Source organism: Microbacterium sp. Marseille-Q6965, assembly GCF_946151065.1.
Lineage (GTDB): Bacteria > Actinomycetota > Actinomycetes > Actinomycetales > Microbacteriaceae > Microbacterium.
This window is the reverse complement of the sequence record NZ_CAMGZA010000002.1, coordinates 494913-515954: the sequence shown is the minus strand read 5'-3', so window position 1 is coordinate 515954 and position 21042 is coordinate 494913. Positions and strand designations below refer to the sequence as shown.

Annotated in this window: 18 protein-coding genes and 1 tRNA gene; 8 read left to right on the top strand and 11 right to left on the bottom strand. The window is 72.9% G+C overall.

Annotated features, from left to right (window positions below):
* The first annotated feature begins 20 nt into the window (after positions 1 to 20).
* Together N8N77_RS08930 and N8N77_RS08925 are read left to right on the top strand one after the other, a co-directional pair.
* A complete protein-coding gene (locus tag N8N77_RS08930; RefSeq protein ID WP_261166347.1) occupies positions 21 to 1106 on the top strand; it encodes an LOG family protein in 1086 nt (361 codons plus the stop codon).
* 165 nt (positions 1107 to 1271) lie between these two features.
* Positions 1272 to 4286: a S8 family serine peptidase gene (locus tag N8N77_RS08925; RefSeq protein ID WP_261166346.1), complete on the top strand. Its 3015-nt coding sequence runs from the start codon at positions 1272 to 1274 to the stop codon at positions 4284 to 4286.
* Positions 4287 to 4352: 66 nt separating this feature from the next.
* Here the strand turns inward: N8N77_RS08925 and pepN are convergent, their stop codons facing one another.
* From pepN to N8N77_RS08895, 6 genes are all read right to left on the bottom strand, one after another.
* Positions 4353 to 6860 carry an aminopeptidase N gene (gene pepN, locus N8N77_RS08920; protein WP_261166344.1) on the bottom strand — a complete coding sequence of 836 codons (2508 nt, stop codon included), beginning with the start codon at positions 6858 to 6860 and terminating at the stop codon, positions 4353 to 4355.
* Positions 6861 to 7022: 162 nt separating this feature from the next.
* Positions 7023 to 7667, bottom strand: a complete 645-nt coding sequence (locus N8N77_RS08915) for an NAD(P)-dependent oxidoreductase (protein WP_261166343.1) — start codon at positions 7665 to 7667, stop codon at positions 7023 to 7025.
* A 17-nt stretch (positions 7668 to 7684) separates the two neighbouring features.
* Complete coding sequence (locus N8N77_RS08910) at positions 7685 to 8083, bottom strand: PPOX class F420-dependent oxidoreductase (protein ID WP_261166342.1); 399 nt, start codon at positions 8081 to 8083, stop codon at positions 7685 to 7687.
* Between the two features lie 81 nt (positions 8084 to 8164).
* Positions 8165 to 8237: transfer RNA gene (locus N8N77_RS08905), tRNA-Met, on the bottom strand.
* Between the two features lie 80 nt (positions 8238 to 8317).
* Entirely contained in the window at positions 8318 to 8872 is a 555-nt protein-coding gene (locus N8N77_RS08900; RefSeq protein WP_261166340.1) for a flavin reductase family protein, read from the bottom strand.
* A gap of 74 nt (positions 8873 to 8946) precedes the next feature.
* Positions 8947 to 10458, bottom strand: coding sequence for an FAD-dependent oxidoreductase (locus N8N77_RS08895; protein ID WP_261166339.1), 1512 nt, complete (start codon positions 10456 to 10458; stop codon positions 8947 to 8949).
* A 180-nt stretch (positions 10459 to 10638) separates the two neighbouring features.
* Between N8N77_RS08895 and N8N77_RS08890 the strand changes: the two genes are divergently transcribed.
* The 4 genes from N8N77_RS08890 to N8N77_RS08875 are packed head-to-tail and all read left to right on the top strand — an operon-like array spanning position 10639 to position 13983.
* Entirely contained in the window at positions 10639 to 11022 is a 384-nt protein-coding gene (locus N8N77_RS08890; protein WP_261166338.1) for a sugar ABC transporter ATPase, read from the top strand.
* 7 nt (positions 11023 to 11029) lie between these two features.
* Entirely contained in the window at positions 11030 to 12325 is a 1296-nt protein-coding gene (locus tag N8N77_RS08885) for a cytochrome P450 (RefSeq protein WP_261166336.1), read from the top strand.
* Between the two features lie 27 nt (positions 12326 to 12352).
* Positions 12353 to 13531 (top strand): zinc-dependent alcohol dehydrogenase, encoded by a 1179-nt coding sequence (locus tag N8N77_RS08880; RefSeq protein WP_261166334.1) that lies wholly within the window; start codon positions 12353 to 12355, stop codon positions 13529 to 13531.
* A 14-nt stretch (positions 13532 to 13545) separates the two neighbouring features.
* Entirely contained in the window at positions 13546 to 13983 is a 438-nt protein-coding gene (locus N8N77_RS08875; RefSeq protein WP_261166333.1) for a DUF6098 family protein, read from the top strand.
* Here the strand turns inward: N8N77_RS08875 and N8N77_RS08870 are convergent.
* Positions 13941 to 14564, bottom strand: coding sequence for a MarR family winged helix-turn-helix transcriptional regulator (locus N8N77_RS08870; RefSeq protein WP_261166332.1), 624 nt, complete (start codon positions 14562 to 14564; stop codon positions 13941 to 13943). The genes N8N77_RS08875 and N8N77_RS08870 overlap by 43 nt on opposite strands.
* Before the next feature lie 102 nt (positions 14565 to 14666).
* Between N8N77_RS08870 and N8N77_RS08865 the strand changes: the two genes are divergently transcribed.
* Positions 14667 to 16862 carry an MMPL family transporter gene (locus N8N77_RS08865; protein ID WP_261166330.1) on the top strand — a complete coding sequence of 732 codons (2196 nt, stop codon included), beginning with the start codon at positions 14667 to 14669 and terminating at the stop codon, positions 16860 to 16862.
* Here N8N77_RS08865 and N8N77_RS08860 read toward each other — a convergent pair.
* Genes N8N77_RS08860 through N8N77_RS08845 form a run of 4 tightly spaced genes read right to left on the bottom strand, consistent with a single transcriptional unit; the run spans position 16829 to position 20035 of the window.
* On the bottom strand, positions 16829 to 17200 hold the full coding sequence (locus tag N8N77_RS08860; RefSeq protein WP_261166328.1) for a flagellar assembly protein FliW: 372 nt from the start codon (positions 17198 to 17200) through the stop codon (positions 16829 to 16831). The genes N8N77_RS08865 and N8N77_RS08860 overlap by 34 nt on opposite strands.
* Positions 17197 to 18072 carry a flagellar hook-associated protein FlgL gene (gene flgL, locus N8N77_RS08855; protein ID WP_261166327.1) on the bottom strand — a complete coding sequence of 292 codons (876 nt, stop codon included), beginning with the start codon at positions 18070 to 18072 and terminating at the stop codon, positions 17197 to 17199. Before flgL ends, N8N77_RS08860 begins: the two co-directional genes overlap by 4 nt.
* Positions 18073 to 18110: 38 nt before the next feature.
* Complete coding sequence (gene flgK, locus N8N77_RS08850; protein WP_261166326.1) at positions 18111 to 19520, bottom strand: flagellar hook-associated protein FlgK; 1410 nt, start codon at positions 19518 to 19520, stop codon at positions 18111 to 18113.
* 29 nt (positions 19521 to 19549) lie between these two features.
* The gene (locus N8N77_RS08845; protein WP_261166325.1) at positions 19550 to 20035 is read right to left on the bottom strand and encodes a flagellar protein FlgN; all 486 of its coding nucleotides are present in this window, start codon (positions 20033 to 20035) and stop codon (positions 19550 to 19552) included.
* A 190-nt stretch (positions 20036 to 20225) separates the two neighbouring features.
* Here N8N77_RS08845 and N8N77_RS08840 point away from each other — a divergent pair, with 190 nt between their 5' ends.
* Positions 20226 to 21029, top strand: a complete 804-nt coding sequence (locus tag N8N77_RS08840) for a sigma-70 family RNA polymerase sigma factor (RefSeq protein ID WP_261166323.1) — start codon at positions 20226 to 20228, stop codon at positions 21027 to 21029.
* Positions 21030 to 21042: the final 13 nt, after the last annotated feature.

Here is a 21042-nt window from a genome sequence, read left to right as displayed (position 1 = left end):
GTTGCTGAGAGGATGACGGAATGAGGCGCACGCGGGGCAGGGTCGTCATGGTCGAGTCGCTCGCGGAGCTCGACCGACGCCTCTCCGCCGGAGTGCGCCACCTGCGAGGATGGCGCATCGTCGGCCTCGACCTGCGCGCTTCCTCGGATGCGCTCGCCGCGTGCGACACGTCACGGACGACGTTCGCGGGCTGCCGGTTCGCGCCCGGCGAGGCGGAGCGGCACGAGCTGCGCGGGGCGCTCGTGCTGCCGGGTGTGGAGGCCGCACCGATCGACCCCCATCGTGACACCCTGTACACGGCCGACGAGCTCTACGACGCCGAGCCGTATGCCCGCTCCCTCGACGCCCGGGCCTTCGCGTGGGCTCACGAGCGCACCGCGTCCGATGCCGCCCTGGCCCGGGCGCTGCACGACGAAGGCGTCGACGGCGCCCTCGCGTCGTGGAGCGCCGGCCGGCGGCTGGTGGGCGTGATGGGCGGGCACGCCCTCGACCGGGGCGGCGCGGGATACGCCGCGGCGGCGCGGATGGGGCGTCTCCTGGGGCGCCGGCTCACCGTGGCGACGGGCGGAGGCCCCGGGGCGATGGAGGCCGCGAACCTGGGTGCGCGGCTCGCCGCCCGCACCGGCCCAGAGCTCGACGAGGCGCTCGAGCTGCTCGCGTCCGCGCCCTCCTACCACCCCTCGGCCGACGACTGGGTGCGGGCGGCGCGGCGGGTGATCGCTCGGTTCCCCGATCCGACCGATTCCCTCGGTGTGCCCACGTGGCACTACGGTCACGAGCCATCGAACCTGTTCGCCACCGCCATCGCGAAGTACTTCCGCAATGCCCTGCGCGAGGCGATCCTGCTGGAGCTGTGCGACGCGGGCATCGTGTTCCTGCCCGGGGCGGGCGGGACGGTTCAGGAGATCTTCCAGGACGCGTGCGAGAACTACTACGCCACGGAGGACCGCATCGCCCCGATGGTGTTGGTGGGTCGCGAGCACTGGACCGAGACGCTGCCCGCCTGGCCGCTGCTGCGCGCGCTCGCAAAGGGACGGCCGATGGAACGGCACGTGCATCTCGTCGACACCGTCGAGGCGGCCGCGGCGCTGCTCGCGCCCGAATGAGTCGGCACCCCTGCCCACGTGCTCCACCGCTCGGCGGCGGTATGCCCGGATATCCCCGGTGAGCCGACGCGCCGAAACGCCTCCCTGTGCAACACCTGTGAGCTAGATTCGGCGCCACTGCGCGAGCGAACGCCGTGCGGCATCCCATCACGCAGGAGGCACTGGATGATCCGACCTCTCCCGCGCGCGGCGGCGGCACTCACGCTCGCCCTCGCGCTCACGGCGACCGCGGCCACGGCCGCTCACGCTGATCCTGCGGAGGAGGTGAATCCCCTGGGCCCCGTCGACGCCGAGGACGGCCGCTATGTCGTGCTCCTCAAGGAGGACGCGCTGGCCACCTACGACGGCGGCGTGCCCGGCATCGACGCGACCAAGCCGGAGAAGGGCAACCGGCTCGATGCGCACGCGCAGAACGCACAGAAGTACATCGAGCACCTCGAGAAGAAGCAGCAGAAGCTGGCCGACCAGATCGGCGCGCTGCCCGACACCACCTACCAGGTGACGGCCAACGGCTTCGCCGCGGAGCTCACGGCCGAGCAGGTCGCCACGCTGCGCACCGACAAGAGCGTGCTCGGCGTCTTCCCCGACGAGCTGCGCAAGGTCACCGCGCAGACGTCCACCGACTTCCTCGGGCTCGGCTCGGACGCCGACGGCCGGGGCGGCGTGTGGGAGGCGACCGGCGGCGTGGAGCATGCCGGTGAGGGCGTCGTGGTCGGGGTCGTCGACACCGGCATCGCCCCCGAGCACCCCTCCTTCGCGGGCGACAAGCTCAAGAACCGGGCCGCGACGAAGAGGCCCGGCGTGCCGTACACGAGCGGCGGGGAGATCGTCTTCGACAAGGCCGACGGCACGCAGTTCCGCAGCGCGATCGTCACCGGCGAGGAGTGGAACAAGCACGACTACTCCACCAAGCTCATCGGGGCGCAGTGGTTCGGCGAGGGCTTCGGCGCTGTCACCGACGACGACTACCTCTCGCCGCGAGACGGCGACGGCCACGGGTCGCACACGGCCAGCACGGCCGCCGGCCGCTTCGGCGTCGAGGCCTCGGTCTCCGGCGTGGGCTTCGGCACGGTCTCGGGCGTCGCACCGGCCGCGAAGATCGCCGCCTACAAGGCGTGCTGGAACGGGCCGGATCCCGCCAGCACGGACGACGACGGCTGCGCCGTCAGCGACCTCGTCGCCGCGATCGATCAGGCCGTGGCCGACGGGGTGGACGTCATCAACTACTCCATCGGCGGCGGCTCGGCCACGAGCGTGCTGCAGCCCGAGGACATCTCGTTCTTCAACGCGGCCGCCGCCGGCGTGTTCGTGGCGGTCAGCGCCGGCAACTCGGGCCCGGGCGCCGCGACGGCGGACCACGCCTCCCCGTGGTACACGACCGTGGCGGCCTCGACCATCCCGACCTGGGAGGGAACCGTGGAGCTCGGCGACGGCTTCACCGCGCCCGGCGTGACCGTGTCGGTGCCCGACGGCGAGACCGTATCCGGGCCGCTCGTGTACGCCGGCGACATCCCCGCCGCCGGCGCGGCACCCGCCGATGCCGCGCTGTGCCTGCTCGGCAGCGTGGACGACGCCGCCGCCGCGGGTCACATCGTCGTGTGCGACCGCGGCTCGAACGCGCGCGTCGAGAAGTCGCAGGAGGTGGCGGAATCGGGCGGCGCGGGCATGATCCTGACGAACGTGGCCGCCGGCGAGTCGCTCGACAACGACTTCCACACCGTGCCGACCGTGCACGTGGCTGCCGAGCACCGCGACGCGATCCTCGACCACGCGCGGACGGCCGAGGCCACGGCGACGCTGCACAGCGACAACATCACCGACGCCGTCACGCCGGTGCCGCAGGTGGCGGGTTTCTCGAGCCGCGGTCCGATGAACGCCGAGACGAACGACATCATCAAGCCGGACGTCTCGGCTCCCGGTGTCGCCATCCTCGCGGCCACGACCAACGGTGAGAAGGAGGAGCCCACCTTCGGCATCCTCTCCGGCACGTCCATGGCGTCACCCCACGTGGCCGGACTCGCCGCGTTGTTCCTGGGCGAGCACCCCGATTGGGCGCCGGCGGATGTGAAGTCGGCACTCATGACGACCGCCTACGACACGGTGAACGGTGACGGCTCGCCGCACACCGATCCCTTCGCGCAGGGTGCCGGGCACGTCGATCCGACGAAGATGCTGCAGCCGTCTCTGCTGTACAGCAGCGGCCCCGAGGAGTGGGCGGGCTACCTGCAGGGCCTCGACCTGATCTCGTTCGGGCTGCCCGAGGAGGCCGAGGTCGCGCCGAGCGACCTCAACCTCGCCTCGATCGGCATCGGCTCGCTGTCGGCGCCCGAGACGGTCACGCGCACGATCACGGCGACCGAGGCCGGCACCTACACCGCAACTGCGGAGGTGCCGGGCGTGGACGTGGCGGTCGAGCCCTCCACCGTCACGCTGGCGGCGGGCGAGAGCGCGACCGTGTCGATCACCTTCACCAAGGCGTCCGCGCCCGCCGAGCAGTGGACGAGCGGCTTCCTGACGTGGACGGGCGGGACGAACGAGGTTCGCTCCCCCATCGCGGTCTTCCCCGTCACCGCCACCGCTCCGGCGGAGGTCACCGGCACGGGCACGACCGGCTCCATCGAGGTCGGCATCACCTCGGGGGTGTCGGGCGAGCTCGCGCTCAACACGGCGGGACTGGCCGCAGCAGAGCGCCTCGTGGACGGTGACGAGACGACCGGTGCCGCCGAGGACGGGTACACGTATTCGGTCGTCGAGGTGCCGGAGGGAGCGGACCTGGCGCGGTTCGTGCTCGACTCGGGGGACGACGCCGGGTCGGATCTCGACCTCGCGGTCTACCGCGTGGTGAGCCCGGACGACTGGCGCTACCACGAGCTGTGGCAGTTGGCCACGGGGTCGGCCGATGAGGAGGTCGTCATCACCGCCCCCGTCGCCGGCACCTACGTCGTGGAGTCCCACGTGTACGCGTACGACGCGCCGTTCACGTGGACGCTCGACGCGGCCGTCGCCTCCCCGGGACAGGGCCTGACGGCCGCGCCCACCCCTCTGCCGGTCGAGAACGGCGCCGACGCGACGTATGAGCTCTCGTGGAGCGACCTCGTGCCGGGCACGACCTACTACGGGGTCGTGCGCTACGGCGAGTCGGGCGTGCGCACGCTCGTGACGGTCGACGCCGCGGAGTGACCCGACGCCGGAGCCGCCCGAGACGACCCCGGGCGGCTCCGGCGCGTGGGCGCGGAGGCGGCGGGATCAGGTCTCGTTCGCCGCGCGCACCCGCAGGTCGCGGGCGAGGTGGTCGCGCCGCTCGACCACGATGCGGCGCAGGGCACCCGGGGCGTCGGGCTGGGCCGCCAGCCACGCATCGACGTCCGCGAGATCGTCGGAGGCCGGGAAGAGACCGGCCACGAGCCGTCGCGCGATCTCCATGCTGCGATCGGCCCACGTGCCGCGGATGCGATCGAAGTAGTCGGCATCGAAGCGGGCGACGAGATCCCGGCGTCCGCCGGCGCGGATGCCCGCGATCGTCGCGCCCAGGTGCTCGTTGCTCAGGCTGCGGTCCTCCCACGCCGCCCGCCATGCCGCGGCGCGCACCTCGGCGTCCGGGCGCGAGGCAAGGGCCTGAACGGCGGCCGTCCGGCCGGACAAGGTATCGTCGCGCGCGAGCTCCGCCGCGATGTCGGACTCGTCCATGACGCCGACGGCGGTCAACCCCTGCACCCAGGCCCACCGCAGGTCGGGGTCCAGTCGGAGGCCCTCGGGCGCCGGCGCGTCTCCGGCCAGGATCGCGCGCAGCTCGGGACCGCGAGCACCGTCGTAGGCGACGGCGGCGCCCACCGCACGCGCCCACGCCAGCTGGGCGTCGCTGCCGGGCTCGGCCTCCGAGAGCGACTGCCAGGCCGTCTCGGCCCAGAGGGCGCGGGCATCGGCGAGCGAGACCCGCGGCACGTAGTGATTCACGGCGAAGGCGGCGTTGGCGATGGTGCCGGCCAGCAGGGCGGCGTTCCTCTCCCGCGGCGCGTGCGCGGCCACGACGCCGAGGTAACGGTGCACCGGCAACTCCCCGTCGCGCGTGGCGTTCCACAGCGACGACCACACGATCCCGCGCGCGAGCGTGTCGCCCAGCCCGCTCAGACCCGTCTCCACGGCGGCGAGGGAGTCGGCGTCGAGCCGCGCCTTCGCGTAGGTGAGGTCACCGTCGTTGAGGAGCACGAGATCCGCCGCCGGCACCTCCAGCGGCGAGCGCTCGGCCGCGATGTCGACATCGACGGACCCACCGCGCTCCAGGCGCCCGTCCCGGGCATCGAACAGCCCGATGTGCAGGCGGTGAGGGCGCGGGTCGGTCTGCACGAGGGCCGCGCCCCCCTCGGCGTCCCGCTCGAGCGCGAGCGTCGAGACCCCGGTCGTCTCCAACCACGCCGCGCTCCATGCCCTCACGTCTCGGCCAGAGGTCTCCTCAAGCGCGGCGAGGAGGTCGTCGAGCGTCGTGTTGCCGAAGGCGTGACGGCGGAAGTAGGTCCGCACTCCCGCGAAGAAGGCGTCCTCCCCCACGAACGCGACGAGCTGTTTCAGCACCGAGGCGCCCTTGGCGTACGTGATGCCGTCGAAGTTGAGGGTGGCCGCCTCGAGGTCGGGGATGTCGGCGACGATCGGATGCGTCGTCGGCAGCTGGTCCTGCTCGTACGCCCACGCCTTGCGGCGATTCGCGAACGACGTCCAGGCCTCGGCGAAGCGCGTCGCGGCCACGGCGGCGTGCGCGCCCATGTAGTCGGCGAACGACTCCTTGAGCCAGAGGTCGTCCCACCAGCGCATCGTCACGAGATCGCCGAACCACATGTGCGCCATCTCGTGCAGGATCGTGTTCGCGCGGGCCTCGCGCTGCGCCTCCGTCGCGGCCCCTCGGAACACGTACGCCTCGGTGAACGTGACCAGTCCCGGGTTCTCCATCGCCCCGAGGTTGTACTCGGGGACGAAGATCTGGTCGTACTTGCGCCACGGGTAGCCGTACCCGAAGGCCTCCGTGAAGAAGTCGAGCCCCTGACGCGTGACGGTGAGGATCTCGTCGGCGTCGAGATGCTCGGCCAACGAGGCGCGGCACAGCACGCCCAGCGGAATGCGCTGCTCACCGCGCGTCCATTCGCCGTCGACGCGGTGGTAGGGGCCCGCCGCGACCGCGGTGATGTACGAGGAGATCGGCAGGGTCGGCTCGAAGACCACCCGGTCGTGGTCGTTCTCGTGCCGGACGCTGCTCGCCACCTGGTTGGACAGCGCCGTCCACCCGGCGGGCACCGCGACATCGAAGGTCCACCGTGCCTTCATGTCGGGCTGTTCGAAGCACGGCATGAGTCGGCGGGCGTCGGCGGGCTCGAACTGCGTGTACAGGTACGTCTGCCCGTCGGCCGGGTCGACGAACCGGTGCAGGCCCTCGCCGGAGCGGCTGTAGGCGCCGCGCGCAGCGATCACGACCTCATTGCGCCCCTCGACCAGACCCGTGACGCGCACGCGCGCGCCGTCCCAGTCCACGGGGATGTCGGCGCCGTTGACGCTGACCGAGTGCACGGCCTCGCCGAGGAAGTCGACCCACGTGTCGTCGACGTGCGCGTCGAAGACGAGCGTGCTCGTGGTCGAGAACCCGCTCTCCGCCGGATCTGCCGCCCCGGCGAGCGTCAGGACCACGCGCGTCTCGTGAAGGTCGATGGCGGCGGCGCGGGCGGCGGTCTCCTCGCGCGTGAGGTTGGCGGAGGCGTTGGGCGAGCTCATCCGTCCATCGTGGCAGAGGGCGGCGCCGCCGATGCGGAAGCGGGCACGGCCCGGCGCCGGACGTCTCCCTCCCGAGGAGGAATCCGTCGACGCCGGACCGGATCGCCCGGACACGCGCCGCACGGGCGAACCGCCGCAGGCGACCCTGGCGCGCGCCCGTCGTCAGTAGGCGACGGTGAAGCGGCGCCGGCGGTGCGCGGGGCGCTCGATCTCGTCGACCACCGCCAGGCCGAAGTCGGCGCCCGAGATGAACGACTCGCCCGCCTCGTCGACGAGCAGCACGTCTCCGCCCGTGCGATACGTGCCGCGCGCCTCGCCGGGCGCGAACGCACCGAAACCTCCGGCGGGGCTGACGTAGAACCAGTCGAGCGCGCTGTCATCGGCCCTCAGCCGCTCGAGGATGCGCTCGGCCTCGCGCACCTCCGGCAGTATCTGCGGCGGGAACCCGTCGGTGTCCATGACCTTCGGGCCGCCCTCCGCGACGAGGAGGGAGCCCGCCCCGCCGATGACGCCGAGCCGCGCTCCTGCCTCCGGCGCGAGATCCGCGAGCTGCGCGACCGTGCCCTCGACCCGGCCCTCCATGTCGCCGCGTGGGGCCACCGAGACGACGGCCACGTCGGCGTCGGCGACGATCGCCCGGGCCGCCTCGCGGTCACGGGCGTCCGCCTGCCGGTACTCGATGCCGGGTTGCGGCGCGTCGGGCAGGCGACGGCTGTACGAGATCACCTCGAAACCGCGGTCGGCGGCCGCGCGGGCGATGTGGCCACCGGCGTAGCCGGTGCCTCCGATGATGGCGATGCGGGTCATGCTGCGGTGTTCTCCGTTCACTGCTGGGTGGCGCGCTCGATGGACATGACGAGGATCACGCGATCCGCGGCGTCCGGCGGCGGCGTCTGACTGGGGTTTCCGTACCGGTTCTGCAGCCGCACGTAGAACGCGCCCTCGGGGTCGGGCACGACATCCGCGAGCGAGCCCGCCACCTCGAGATAGCGCAACGGGTTGTCCGGATCGATGATCGACAGCGCCATCGAGGGGTTGTGCCGCAGGTTGCGGTACTTCTGCCGTCGCGTGGTGTGCGTGAATCGGACGTGCTCGCCGTCGAACTCGAACCACATCGGCGTCACCTGCACGGTGTCGTCGGGTCGGATCGTGCCGAGGTGCCCGTACAGCGGCAGTTCCAGCAGGTGGCGGTAGTCGGCGGGGATGACGTCGTCGGCGCTCATGCGGATTCCCTTCGGTTGCTCACGACGCCATGCAACCGCGCCCCGCGTGGGGATGTTCCCGCCCGGAACCGAGGACCGTAGACGCGGCGACGGGAGTCGAACCCGCCACGCTGCCGGTTATGAGCCGGAGCCCGGGACCGCCCGGACCGCCGCGAGGCGCCTCCACGCTAACCCGGATGGGCGAGCCCGCTTCCGATGTGACAAAGCGTGACCGCGACGGGGAACCCCTCGTCCTCACGCCCGAGGCGGCTGAGGGTCGGACACCGCCGCGGTCGGCAGGGTGGGGTCGAGGACCCGGGCGGACGGGTCGAACGCATGGAAGCGTCGGTCGTGATACAGCAGCGGCTCGGCGTCGGGACCGATGACGACGTCGAGCACCTCCGCCACGACGAGGGACGAGTCCGCAACGCGCAGGGTGTCGACGATGCGACAGCGCAGCGTGGCGCGCGCGTCAGGCAGCACCGGGTGGCCGTCGGCATCCCACTCCCACCCCTGGGCCGCCGTGAAGCGCTCCTCGCCGGAGCGGGAGAACGCCAGGGCGGTCGCGGCGTGCTGGGCGCCGAGCAGATGCACGGAGACCTCGCCGGCGGACAGGAGCCCCCCGGCCGAGCCGGTGGCGCGCGTGACGGAGAACGACACGGCGGGAGGAGCCGCCGCCACCGACGACAGGCTCGAGGCCGTCAGCCCGACAGGGCCCCCGGGGGCAAGACCCGTGATGAGGGTGACGGCGGCCGGGTGCTGGCGGAACACGGCCTTGAAGCGGTCGGTCATCGCGGTCACTTCGGTCATCGGACTGCCTCATTCGTGCGCATACTTCGACCGTACGTCCTCCCGAGACCCCTGGGCGTCGGGACGAACCTGCCTCACCCCCGTTCGTCCGGTGCAGACGGGTCGCGCGGCGCCAGATCGTCGACGGCCGGGCCCTCGATCACGCGCCCGTCGGGCGCGAAGCGGGAGCCGTGCAACGGACAGTCCCAGGTCTGTTCCGCACTGTTCCACCGCACGATGCCGCCGAGATGCGTGCACACGGCCGACACCGCGCAGCGCTTGCCGCGCACGATCGACTCCGCCACCATCGCGCCTGCGCGCCGTTGGACCGTCGCAGCGGGCCCCTCCGCGCGCGTATGAGGCGCCGCCCAACCGCCCACGAGATGCCCCGCCACGGCCGCGTTCAGGCTCACGGCCTGTGCGGCGTCGCGCAGCCCGCCGCGGTGCTCCCGCAGCCGCGCGGACCACTGCGGCTCGTCTCCGGCGACCTGCCCCGCGAGTGCCAGCGCCGCGGCAGCGGCATTCGTCATGCCCCACTTCGCGAAACCGGTCGCCGCGAGGATGCGCCCCCTCGAGCCCGGCACCTCCGCCGCGTGCGGCAGCGACGACGTCGTGCGGTAGTCCTGCGCCGCCCACCAGGTGATCCGCCAGGCGCGGGGGTAGACCGCTCGCACCCAGGCATCCAGTGCCGCGAGCCGTGCGGCGGTGTCGTCCTCCCTGCCGGTCTCGAAGGGGTCGCCCGTGACGACGAGCACCGGTTCGCCGTCGAGCCCGCGTGCCGAGCGCAGCGAGCGCGGCACCGGATCGACCGACAGGTACATCGCCTTCGGCGGCCGCACCGCGTCGGGCAGGCGGTATGCCGCCGCGAACTCGCGCGAGACCGACAGCCGCGACGACATCCGCCCGCGGTCCAGGATCGGAGAGCCGGTTGCGAGCACCAGCCGATCCGCCCGGATGTCGCCCCGGTCCGTCGACACCCGCAAACCCGCGCCGTCGGGCTCCGCCGCGCGCACGCGACACCCCTCCACGACGACGCCGCGAAGGCGCCGCAGCTTCGCGGTGAGCACCGCGAGGGCGAGGAGCGGGTGCAGCTGGTCCTGGTCGGGCAGGCGCAGCCCTGCTGCCACCTCGAACGGCAGCCCCACCCCACCGGGGCCGAGCTGCTCGACCTCCACCCCCGCCGCGGCGAGCGCGTCCGCCTCCTCCCGAAGCGCGCGTTCACCGTCCTCGGTGGTCGCGTACGTGACCGCGTCGCGCCGAGCGAGCGCCCCGGGCATGCCCTCCAGGTGCGCGCGCATCCAGTCCCGCCCCGCTGCGTTGCCCGTGCGATAGGCCCGCAACACCTCGTCGCCGGCGTGGCGGAGGATGCGACTGAACGTCGTGCCCTGCAGCAGCGTCAGCTTGCCCGTGCTGCCCCCTGTCGTCCGCGCGCCGAGGCGCTCGGCCTCGAGCACCACGACCCGGTGCCCGCGCTCGGCGAGGGCCAGGCCGGCGGCGATGCCCGCCAGTCCGCCGCCGGCGATCGCGACCTCGGTGTCGGCCGGCAGGTCGGCGTCGACCGGGATGCGCGGGGCGGTGGCGATCCACAGCGATCGGGCATCCGTCATGACCTGATCCTGCCGCGCGCGCCCGCGCGCCGCCGCCCCCTTGTCGGCCGCGCGGCCCCGTGATAGCCCGCCTCGCCCCTCGGGTTACATCGGCATCCAGCGGGAATCAACCCCCTGCCGACCGCGCGCCGGGCATCGCAGGCTGGGGCCGAGACATCCGACCGGAAAGGGGACGAGCACATGACGAACGCCGCAGACGAGGGTCGCGAGCGCGCTGCCGCCGCCGCGGACGAAGACCTGCAGGACTTCGACCCGCTGGAGGAGCAGACGCCGAACGAGCGCGACACGTCGGTCACGGCCGACCCGCTCGACGACCCGGCGCAGCGCGAGTGGGAGGGCGCGGACCTCGGCGATCCGGAGTCCGACGTGACCGACACCGGTGGCCGCACCGGGGACGTGACGGGCACGGGCGCCGACCCGGCCGAGATCCCCGACGACGCGGACCAGGTGCCGATCGAGGACCTGCCCGACGCCGAGCTGCAGCCGGAGTCGCAGGGCGAGGACCCCGACCTGGTGGACCTCGGTCCGGACGGCCAGGGTGACGTCTCGCCGGAGGACCTCTGATCTGAGCATGCGAGGTCACGACATCGAGGCCCCGGTGCGCGAGCGGGACGCGGCGATCCCGCGCCTGCCGGGCGATGCGGCGGTGCCTCTCCTCGCCGAGGGGTACGGCTACGGTGCCCGGCGCTTCGAGCGGCTGGGATCCGACGCGTTCCGCACGCGCCTGGTGGGCTTGCCCGTCACCTTCGTGCGGGGCGCCGAGGCGGCGAGGTTCTGCGCCGAGGGCGACCGCTTCTCGCGCACGGCGGCGATGCCCGCCTCGGTGCTGCACTCCCTGCAGGACGAGGGCAGCGTGCAGACCCTGGCCGGCGATGCCCACCGCAGCCGCAAGGCGCTGTTCCTCGACCTGCTGGACGGGTCGGGGCGCGAGCGGATGAGGTCGCTCCTGCGCGAGGAGTGGGACGCCGCCCTCGAGGACTGGCAGGGCGCCGACACCGTCCGGCTGCACGAGGCCGTGGCCGAGGTGCTCACGCGCGCGGCCTGCCGCTGGGCGGGTCTGCCGCTGGATGACGACGCGGCCGACGCCCGCACGGCGGAGTTCCTGGCGATGCTCGACGGCGCCGGGGCGTTCGGCCCGCCCAACTGGCGAGGCCGGCTGCGCCGACGCGCGACGGAGCGGTGGGCGCAGGAGCGGGTGCGCGATGCGCGCGACGGCAACCGCGGTGCCGCCCTCGAGCGGCTGCTGACGCATCGGGACGCCGACGGCCGCGGGCTGAACGACGAGGTGGCGACGGTCGAGCTGCTCAACCTGCTGCGCCCCACCGTCGCGGTGGGACGGTTTGCGGTGTTCGCCGCGCTCGCGCTGCACCAGCATCCGGCCTGGGCCGAGCGATTCCGGTCCGGGGACGAGGAGCATCTGCGGGGCTTCGTGCAGGAGGTGCGCCGCACCGCGCCGTTCTTCCCTCTCATCGCCGGTCGCGCGACGCATGAGCTGGAGTGGCGCGGCGAGCGCTTCGCACCGGGCGCCCTCGTCGCGCTCGACATCTTCGCCACGCACCGCGACGCGCGCCTGTGGCGCGAGCCTCTGCGCTTCCGGCCCGAGCGGCACGCCGCGACGGGTGGTTCCGACGACCACCGCGCGCATGCCGTCAACGCGCTGATCGCACAGGGTGCCGGGGACGATCTGGCGACCAGCCACCGCTGCCCCGGTGAGCCGCTCGCGATCGAGCTGCTCGAGGAGATCGTGCGGCTTCTCACGCGCCGCATGACGTACGAGGTGCCGGCGCAGGACCTCGGCGTGGACCTGCGCCGCTTCCCCACCCTCCCCCGATCCGGATTCCTCATGACGGAGATCCGGCGCACCTGACGCCCACCGACGAGACGAGGAGCCGAGATGAGAGCGTTGACCTGGCAGGGACGCCGCAAGGTGTCGGTCGAGCAGGTGCCCGACCCCCGCATCGAGGAGCCGACCGACGCGATCGTGCGGGTGACGTCGACGGCCATCTGCGGGTCCGACCTGCACCTTTACGAGCTGTTCGGTCCCTACCTCGACGCGGGCGACATCCTCGGCCACGAGGCGATGGGCATCGTCGAGGAGGTCGGCTCGGAGGTCACCTCGCTGCGGCCGGGACAGCGCGTCGTCGTGCCGTTCAACATCGCCTGCGGCCACTGCTGGATGTGCCGCCACGGCCTGCAGTCACAGTGCGAGACGACGCAGGTGACCGAGCAGGGAACCGGTGCCGCGCTGTTCGGCTACACGAAGCTGTACGGCCAGGTGCCCGGCGGGCAGGCCGAGCTGCTGCGGGTTCCGCTGGCGGACTACAACACCATCCCCGTGGGCGAGCAGCTGCCCGATGAGCGCTACCTGTTCCTCAGCGACGTGCTGCCCACCGCCCTGCAGGGCGTGCAGTACGCGCATGTGCCGGAGGGCGGTACCGTCACGGTTCTCGGCCTCGGCGCGGTCGGCCAGTTCGCCGCGCGCATCGCCCGACACCTCGGCCACCGCGTGCTCGCGGTGGACCCGGTCGCCGAGCGGCGCGCCATGGCGCAGCGGCACGGCGTGGAGGCCTACGACATCGACGAGGCCCCCGAGCGCGTGCGCGACGCCACGGACGGGCGCGGTGCCGACGCGGTGATCGACGCGGTGGGACTGGAGGCGCACGGCACACCGGCCGTGCACGCGGCGCACCTCGCGCTCGGATCGCTCCCCGACGCGATCGCCCGCCCGGTGATGGATCGCCTGGGCATGGATCGCACGGCCGCCCTGCTGTCGGCGATCGACCTGGTGCGGCGCGGCGGCACGGTCTCGATCAGCGGCGTCTACGCCGGCGACGCGGACATCCTGCCGATGAAGACGATGTTCGACAAGCAGCTCACGGTGCGCATGGGCCAGTGCAACGTGAAGCGCTGGGTGCCGCAGCTCGTGGAACTCGTGGAACGCGACGACGACCCGCTGGGCACGAGCGACCTCACCACGCACCGCGTGCCCCTGGCCGATGCCCCCGACATGTACCGCACCTTCCAGCGCAAGGAGGACGGCTGCATCAAGGTCGTCCTCGACCCGGCGGCCTGACCATGCCGGGCCGCATGCTGGAGCGACACGAGTTCGAGCGCGAGCCCGTGGGATCGCTCGCCGAGCTCGAGGATCTGATCGCGCAGCGCCCGGAGCTGCACCTGCGCTATTCCGAGGGGCCGGCGCAGGACGACGGCGGCGGCAGCATCGACACCGAGAGCGGTCTGGAGCTGCCCGGCCTGTCGGTCAATCCCCTCGCTCCCGAGCCGTGGTGGACGAGGCCGGTGGCCGACTGGCTGGCCAGGCAACTGTGCCAGTACCGCCACCTCGCCGAGGCCAACCCCGCCCGCTTCGCCTGGGTGTTGACCGGTCGCCTCGTCGGGCGCGGGCCGGACTGCGAGCCGCTCCTGGACGACGCGATCCCCGTGGCGCGGCTCGAGAAAGGCCTGCTCGAGGAGGCCGATTCGCGTTATCGCGCCGCCTTCGATGCCGAGCGGGGACCGGAGGACTGAACCGTGCCGGCCGGGAACCGCCGCCCCGGCGCCGCCTCGTCCTCACCGGGGTCGATCATCGCGGCCATATCGTGGAGGAAACGGATCACGACCTCCCGCTCCGCCGGCGTGAGTCTCGCCGCCGCAAGGAAGCGCTGGGCCTGCTGGCGCCCGACGGACTGCATCGCGGCCTCGCGCGTGCGCGGCGTGATCTCGATCGCCAGCGCCCGCCGGTCCGTGGGGTGCGGCGTGCGGGTGATGTGCTCGGCGGCCTCCAGCCGGTCGAGCAGCTTGGTCGTCGCGGCGGTGGTGATGCCCAGGTGCTGCGAGAGGGCTCCGGGGGTCACGACCGCGCCGCGGTTTCCGCTGACGATGAGGAAGTGCAGTGCACGCATGTCCGTGTCACCCAGGCGCATGTACCGGCGCGAGGCCTCCGTCAGGCGCTGCTCCGCCGCGCGCAGCGATGCGACGGCCGTCATGAGCGCCGCGATCTGCGGCAGCTCCTCCTCCGGCACCTGGGAGCGGTCGACGAGCACACCGTCCGGGTCGCTCGCGCGCACGTCGTACAGCTGCGACTGCGCGTCGTCCCCCTTCTCCCGCATGCCGTCACCCTATCCGAGCGCAGTTGTACGCCGCTGATACATCTAGCTAGGCTAGGGAAATCCTCGAGGGTCCGCCCCGCCGCTCACCACACGGGAAGCACCATGACCAGCACCCGCCGCTCGCGTCCCGCACGACCCCGCCCTCGCCTCGCCCGCGTCCTGCTCCCGGCGGCGCTCATCCTCGTCTGGCTGGCCGGCGCGTCGTTCGGTGGCCCGCTGTTCGGCAAGGTGAGCGAGGTCTCGTCCAACGATGCGACCGCCTACCTCCCGGAATCGGCCGACGCCACCGTGGTGCGTGACGCGCAGACGACCTTCTCCGACAGCGACGCGATCCCGGCGATCGTCGTCTTCTCGGCCGACGGGGAGCTCGACCCAGCGGCGCTGGACGCGCTGGGACGCGCACTGGAAGACGCGGTCGCGATGCCCGAGGTCGCCGAGGGGGCCTCCCCCCTCCTGCCGTCCGAGGACGGCCGTGCGGCGCAGGCGTTCGTCCCCCTCGATGCCGAGGCCGATCTCGGCGACGCCGTCGGGAGCCTCGGCGCCGCGCTTCGCGACGCCGCGCCGGAGGGCGTCGCGGTGCACGTGACGGGGCCCGCCGGGTTCTCGGCGGACCTCGCCGCGGGCTTCGCGGGCATCGACGGCCTGCTGCTGGGCGTCGCGCTGGCCGCCGTCCTCGTCATCCTCGTGCTCGTGTACCGCTCCGTGCTGCTGCCGCTCGCGGTGCTCACGACGAGCGTGTTCGCGCTCTGCGTGGCGCTGCTCGTCGTGTGGTGGCTCGCCTACGCCGATGTGCTCCTCCTCAGCGGCCAGACGCAGGGCATCCTTTTCATCCTCGTCATCGGCGCCGCCACCGACTACTCGCTGCTGCTCGTGGCCCGGTTCCGGGAAGAGCTGCGTGCCGTCGAGGACCGCGGGACGGCGCTGGGCCGGGCGGTTCGCGGATCCGTCGAGCCCATCCTGGCGTCGGGTGGAACGGTGATCGCCGGTTTGCTGTGCCTGCTGCTGAGCGATCTGCGCTCGAACAGCACCCTCGGGCCCGTCGCAGCCATCGGCATCGTCTTCGCCATGCTCGCGGCCCTCACGTTCCTGCCCGCCGTGCTGCTCCTGTTCGGGCGCGCGGCCTTCTGGCCCCGGCGCCCGGTCTTCTCGCCCCGCGCCGACGGCGCCGCCCCGGAACGCGAGAAGACCGGGGTGTGGGGCCGCGTCGCGCGCGCCGTGGAACGCCGGCCACGCCGGATCTGGATCACCACCACGCTGGTGCTCGCCGTGGGCTGCCTCGGCCTCACACAGCTTCAGGCCGAGGGCGTACCGCAGTCGGATCTCGTGCTCGGCAGCTCCGAGGCGCGCGACGGTCAGCGCATCCTCGGCGAGCACTTCCCCGGCGGCTCCGGCAGCCCGGTCCTCGCACTCGCGCCGGCGCAGGCACTGGAGGACACCGCCGACTCGCTGCTCGGCGCGGAGGGCGTCACGGCGGTGACGGTGGTGTCGGCGGATTCGCCCAGCGGTTCGGCCCCGGTCACCGCCGACGGCATCCAGGCCGTCGGGCCTCCCGGCACCCCGACGCCGGAACCCACCGTGGTCGACGGTCTCGTCCTGCTTCAGGCGACGCTCGCGGATGCCGCCGACTCCGCCGCAGCCGAGCACACCGTGCGCGCGCTCCGCGAGGACCTCGACGGCTCGGGGGTGCTCCTGGGCGGCGTCACGGCGACCGCGATCGACACCAACGACGCGTCGATCCACGACCGGGCGCTCATCATCCCCGTCGTGCTCGCGGTCATCCTCGTGATCCTCATGCTGCTGCTGCGCGCCGTCCTGGCGCCGGTTCTGCTCGTGCTGACGACCGTGCTCTCCTTCGGCACGGCGATGGGCGTGGCCGGCGTGTTCTTCCAGCACGTGCTGCGCTTCCCGGGCGCCGATCCGGCGGTCCCTCTCTACGGCTTCGTCTTCCTCGTCGCGCTCGGCATCGACTACAACATCTTCCTCATGACGCGGGTGCGAGAGGAGTCCCTCGCGCACGGCACTCGCGAGGGGGTGCTGCGGGGCCTCGTCCTCACGGGCGGCGTCATCACCTCCGCGGGCATCGTGCTGGCGGCCACCTTCGCGGCCCTCGCGGTGATCCCGATCCTGTTCCTCGTGCAGCTGGCGTTCATCGTGGCCTTCGGCGTGCTGCTCGACACGTTCGTGGTCCGCACGCTCCTCGTGCCCGCCCTCGCCGTCGACGTGGGCAGGGCCATCTGGTGGCCCTCGCGCCTGTCGCGCAGCGCTCAGCCAAGCGGGGCGCGCAGCGGCAGGTCCTGACCCTCCAGGATCACCTGGGCGGCGGTCCCCGTGGCGACGTTCACGACCACCGGCGCGAGCAGGTTCACGTGGACACCATCCGCGCCGGGGTTGGCCACGACGAGCACGAGCGCGTCGTCGGCCGAGTCGAGCGCGAGCGCCTGGGCCTGCTCGTCGGTGAGCACGGGGGCGTACTCGGGCAGTGAGACGGCAGGGTCGACGAGGAACACCCGCAGGTCCGCGTCGGCCGCCGCACGCAGCGCGAACAGGCCCTGCGCGCCCTCCACCGGCGACAACACGAACTCCGTGTGCGGAGCGAGCCCCGGAGGCGGGGCGATGAACTGCAGCGCCGCGCTCACGCGAGGAAGTCCAGCAGGGTGGGCTGCAGCACGCGGCTGGTGACCTGCAACGAGGACTGGTAGACGAGCTCCTGCGCCTTGAGCTGCACCAGCACCTCGACCGTGTCGACGTCCTCGACGGCCGCGCGTCGGGTCTCGAGCGAGACGGACTGGTCCACGACGACCTCCTGCGCGCGTTCGATCTGGGCCTGCCGGGCGCCCACCGCGCCCTGGGCACTGAGCATAGCCGTCGTACGATCGTCGATCGCGGCCACGTGCCCGCCCACGTTCACACCCCCGCGCAGGTCGGCGACGATGCGGTCGATCAGGGCAAAGGCCGAGTCGTCCCCGGTGCCGAACACGGCCGCTCCGTCGGCGTCCACGCGCACGGACACGCCGGGTCCGACGCGTCGCGTCACCTCCGACCCCGGCACGCCGTTGTACGCGTAGCCGGCGGCATCGAAGGCGGAAGCGGCGTCCGACGTGCCGGCGAACACCGATCGCCCGAGCAGGCGCGTGTTGGCGCTGGCGAGCAGCTCGTCGCGGATCGCCTCGAGCTCCACCGCGATCGCCTCCTTGGCGGTGGCGTCGAGCGCGCCGTCGTTGGCGCCCTGGAGGGTGAGCGTGCGGACCCGGTCCATCAGGGTGACGCTCGAGGCGATCGCCTGGTCGGCGGTGGTCACCCAGGCCAGCGCGTCGTCGATGTTGCGCGCGTACTGCTCGTTGCGCCCCTGCTCCGCGTGCAGGGCGAGCGTCGCGGCCGCCGCGGAGGGATTCTCGGACGGCGAGAGAAAGGCACGCTGGGACGTCGCCTTCTCCTGCAGCTTCGCCAGCTCGGAGAGGTTGGTCTGGAGGTGACGCAGCGATGCCTGCGTCATGCTCTGCGCGGTCACGCGGGAGATCATGGTGTTGCCTTTCGGACGTTCGGGGCTCAGCGGCCCACGAGGCCGGTGCGGTTGATGAGGACGTCGAGCGCCTCGTCGACGGCGGTGAGCACGCGAGCGGCGGCCTGGTACGCGGTCTGGTACGTGAGGAGGGCGATCGTCTCCTCGTCGCCGTCGACGCCGGCGACCGATTGCTGCGCGGCCACGCTCGTGACGGCCGCGACCTCGGCGACCGTCGCGCGCTGCGCATCGCCGGCCGTGGCCACGCCGAAGCTCGTGACGAAGTCCGCCCAGAGCGCGTCCGGCGATCCGGCCGCCGTGCCGATCTGCGAGATCGCGTCGGCGTTCGAGGCGTCCAGCGCTCCGCCGCCGGGCGCGGCGACCGCGAGCTGAGATCCGCTCGTCGGCACGACCCGCAGAAGCAGGGCGGCCGGCCCCGCGCCGGAGACGTCGAAGAACGCCCCGCCCGGCGTGCCGTCGGTGGTCACACCGGCGGCGTGCTGGGCGTTGACGCTCGCGGCGAGGCTTTCGGCGAGGCGGTTGTACGCGTCCGCGACACTGGCGAGCGTGCCGCCCTCGGACGCGGGCGCGAGCACCGCGAGGGTGCCGCCGAGCTCGCCACCCACGGAGCGCAGCGGCACGTCCGGCCGGTGCGCCCAGGCCACCGTCACGGGTGCGCCGTCGGCGATGTCCTGCGGCCCGCTGGCGACGAGGTGACGCGACTCGGTGCCGGCGACGAGGGCGTTGCCGTCGATCCGCACCGTCATGGTGCCGTCGGCCTCGATCGTCGCCTGGGCGCCCGTCTGGCGGGCCACCTCCTCGGCGAGCACATTGCGCCGGTCGATCAGCTCGTTGGCCGAGCCGCCGGCGTTGAGGGCATCGCGGATCTCGCCGTTCAGCTGCGCGATCTGATCGGCCGCGGCGTTCACCTCGGTGACCGCGCGATCCACCCCGGTGCGCAGGCCGCTCCACTGCCCGGCGACGGTCGAGTACGCCGCGGCGATCTGGGACGCGAGCACCTCGGCGTTGTTGAGGACCACCGCCGCCGCCGACTCGGAACCGGGCGCGTTGCCGAGATCCTGCCACCCGCTCCAAAAGCGGGTGAGGGCCTTCGCGAGCCCCGCGTCCGTCGGCTCCGCCATGGCGGCCTCGGCCGCGCGGGCCGCCTCGGCACGCGCGCCCCAGTACCCGGCGGCGCCCACGGCGTCGCGCACGCGCGCGTCGAGCAGGGCGTCGCCGAGGCGCGCGATGCCGTCGATCGACACCCCGTGACCCGGCATGACGCCGGTGCTGAACATGCCCGCGCGCGCGATCGACGGAACCGCGGATGTCTCCAGACGCTGGCGGGTGTAGCCCGCGGTGTTCTGATTGGCGATGTTCTGCCCGGTCACATCGATGCCGCGCCGCGCCGCCGCCAGCGCGGAGGCGGCGGTGTTCAGTCCCGAGAAGGTGGACACAATCTCTCCCTCAGCTCACGCGCCGTGTCTCACAGCGCGGTGTCGAGGATGCGCGGCCCGGCATCCCCCTTCGTGCTGGCGCCGTCGGCGCCGTACTCCCCCGTCTGCACGCCCAGCCCGGCGATCGCCTCCTGCGTCGCGCGCAGCGCGGCGCGCAGGTGCAGCGTGTTGGCGTCGCGGCGCTCGGCCACCTCCGCCGCGAGCGCCGTCAGCGCGCGCAGGTGCTCGTCGAACACCTCTCGCCACGCGTCGGTGGGCGCGTGCGCGATGAGGTCGCGCAGCGTCGCATCCGCCGGCGCCCCCCATTCCTCCGCGATCGAAGTCACCTCGATCGCGCGTCCGAGCCCCGCGTGCCGCATCCGGCCGAGCACCTCCTCGACCTCGTCCGCGGCGCGCTGCACCCAGCGCGAGCGGCCGGCCGCGAGGATCAGCTCCTGCTCCTCGAGCTTGAACAGAAGGCTCTCGAGCAGCTCGCGTTCCCGCCACAGCCGCATCGACAGCTCGTTCGCTCCCATGTGACCGATTCCCATCTCCCCCTGTCGCGCGACACGCCATTCCGCCGCGCACTTGACACTGTCGGCCGGTTTCCCAGTACGGTTACAGCTATCCGGGCAGGAAATGGGCAGTTCTCCCCAAATCCTCCCCGGGCAGAAACTGAAGATTCGCTCCCCCACACCGCCCATTCCCCCGAAAGGCGGCTTCGGCATGACGTCTGTCGAGCGCGATCGTCTCATCGTCGAGAACCTGCCCCTGGTGGGCTTCCTTGCCGCCGAGCTGAGCTCGCGCGCCACGCACATCCCGCGTGAGGACCTGGCCGCGGCCGGCGCGCTCGCGCTCGTGACGGCCGCCGAGGCGTTCGACCCCACGCAGGGCGTGCCGTTCGGAGCGTACGCCAGGCGACGGATCCTCGGCGCCTTCGCCGACGAGATGCGGTCGATGGACTGGGCCTCCCGCGGCATCCGCCGCCGGATCAAGGAGACCGTGGCGGTGCGTGACACCCTCGCGGCCGGCCTGGGACGCGTCCCGACCACCGACGAGATCGCGACGGCGATGGGCGTCGATGCGGCGGCTGTCGCCGAGAGCCTCGCGGACGCTGCGCGCACGGTGACGAGCATCGATGAGCCCACGGTGCACGAGGTCGCCGCGGAGCAGCCGCTGCCCGAGGACGCCGCCGTGCTGGGCGAGCGCCAGGACGTGCTGACCCGCGCGATCGACGCGCTCCCCGAGCGGATGCGCTTCATCGTGCGCGCCGTGTACTTCGAGGAGCGCGCCGTGAAGGACGTCGCCGAAGAGCTCGGCGTGTCGCACTCGGCCGTGTCGCAGCAGCGCTCGGAGGCCCTGCGTCTGCTGCGCGACGTGCTGGATCGCTTCTACGCCGAGGAGCCGACGGCCCTGCCCGCGCCGACCTCGCGCGTGTCGACCGCGACGCGCGAGTCCTACTTCGACCGCATCGCCGCCGGCGGCGGGCGGCTCGCGCAGGTGTTCCTCCCTCGCGCGGCCGGCGCCTGATCCCTCCGTCTAA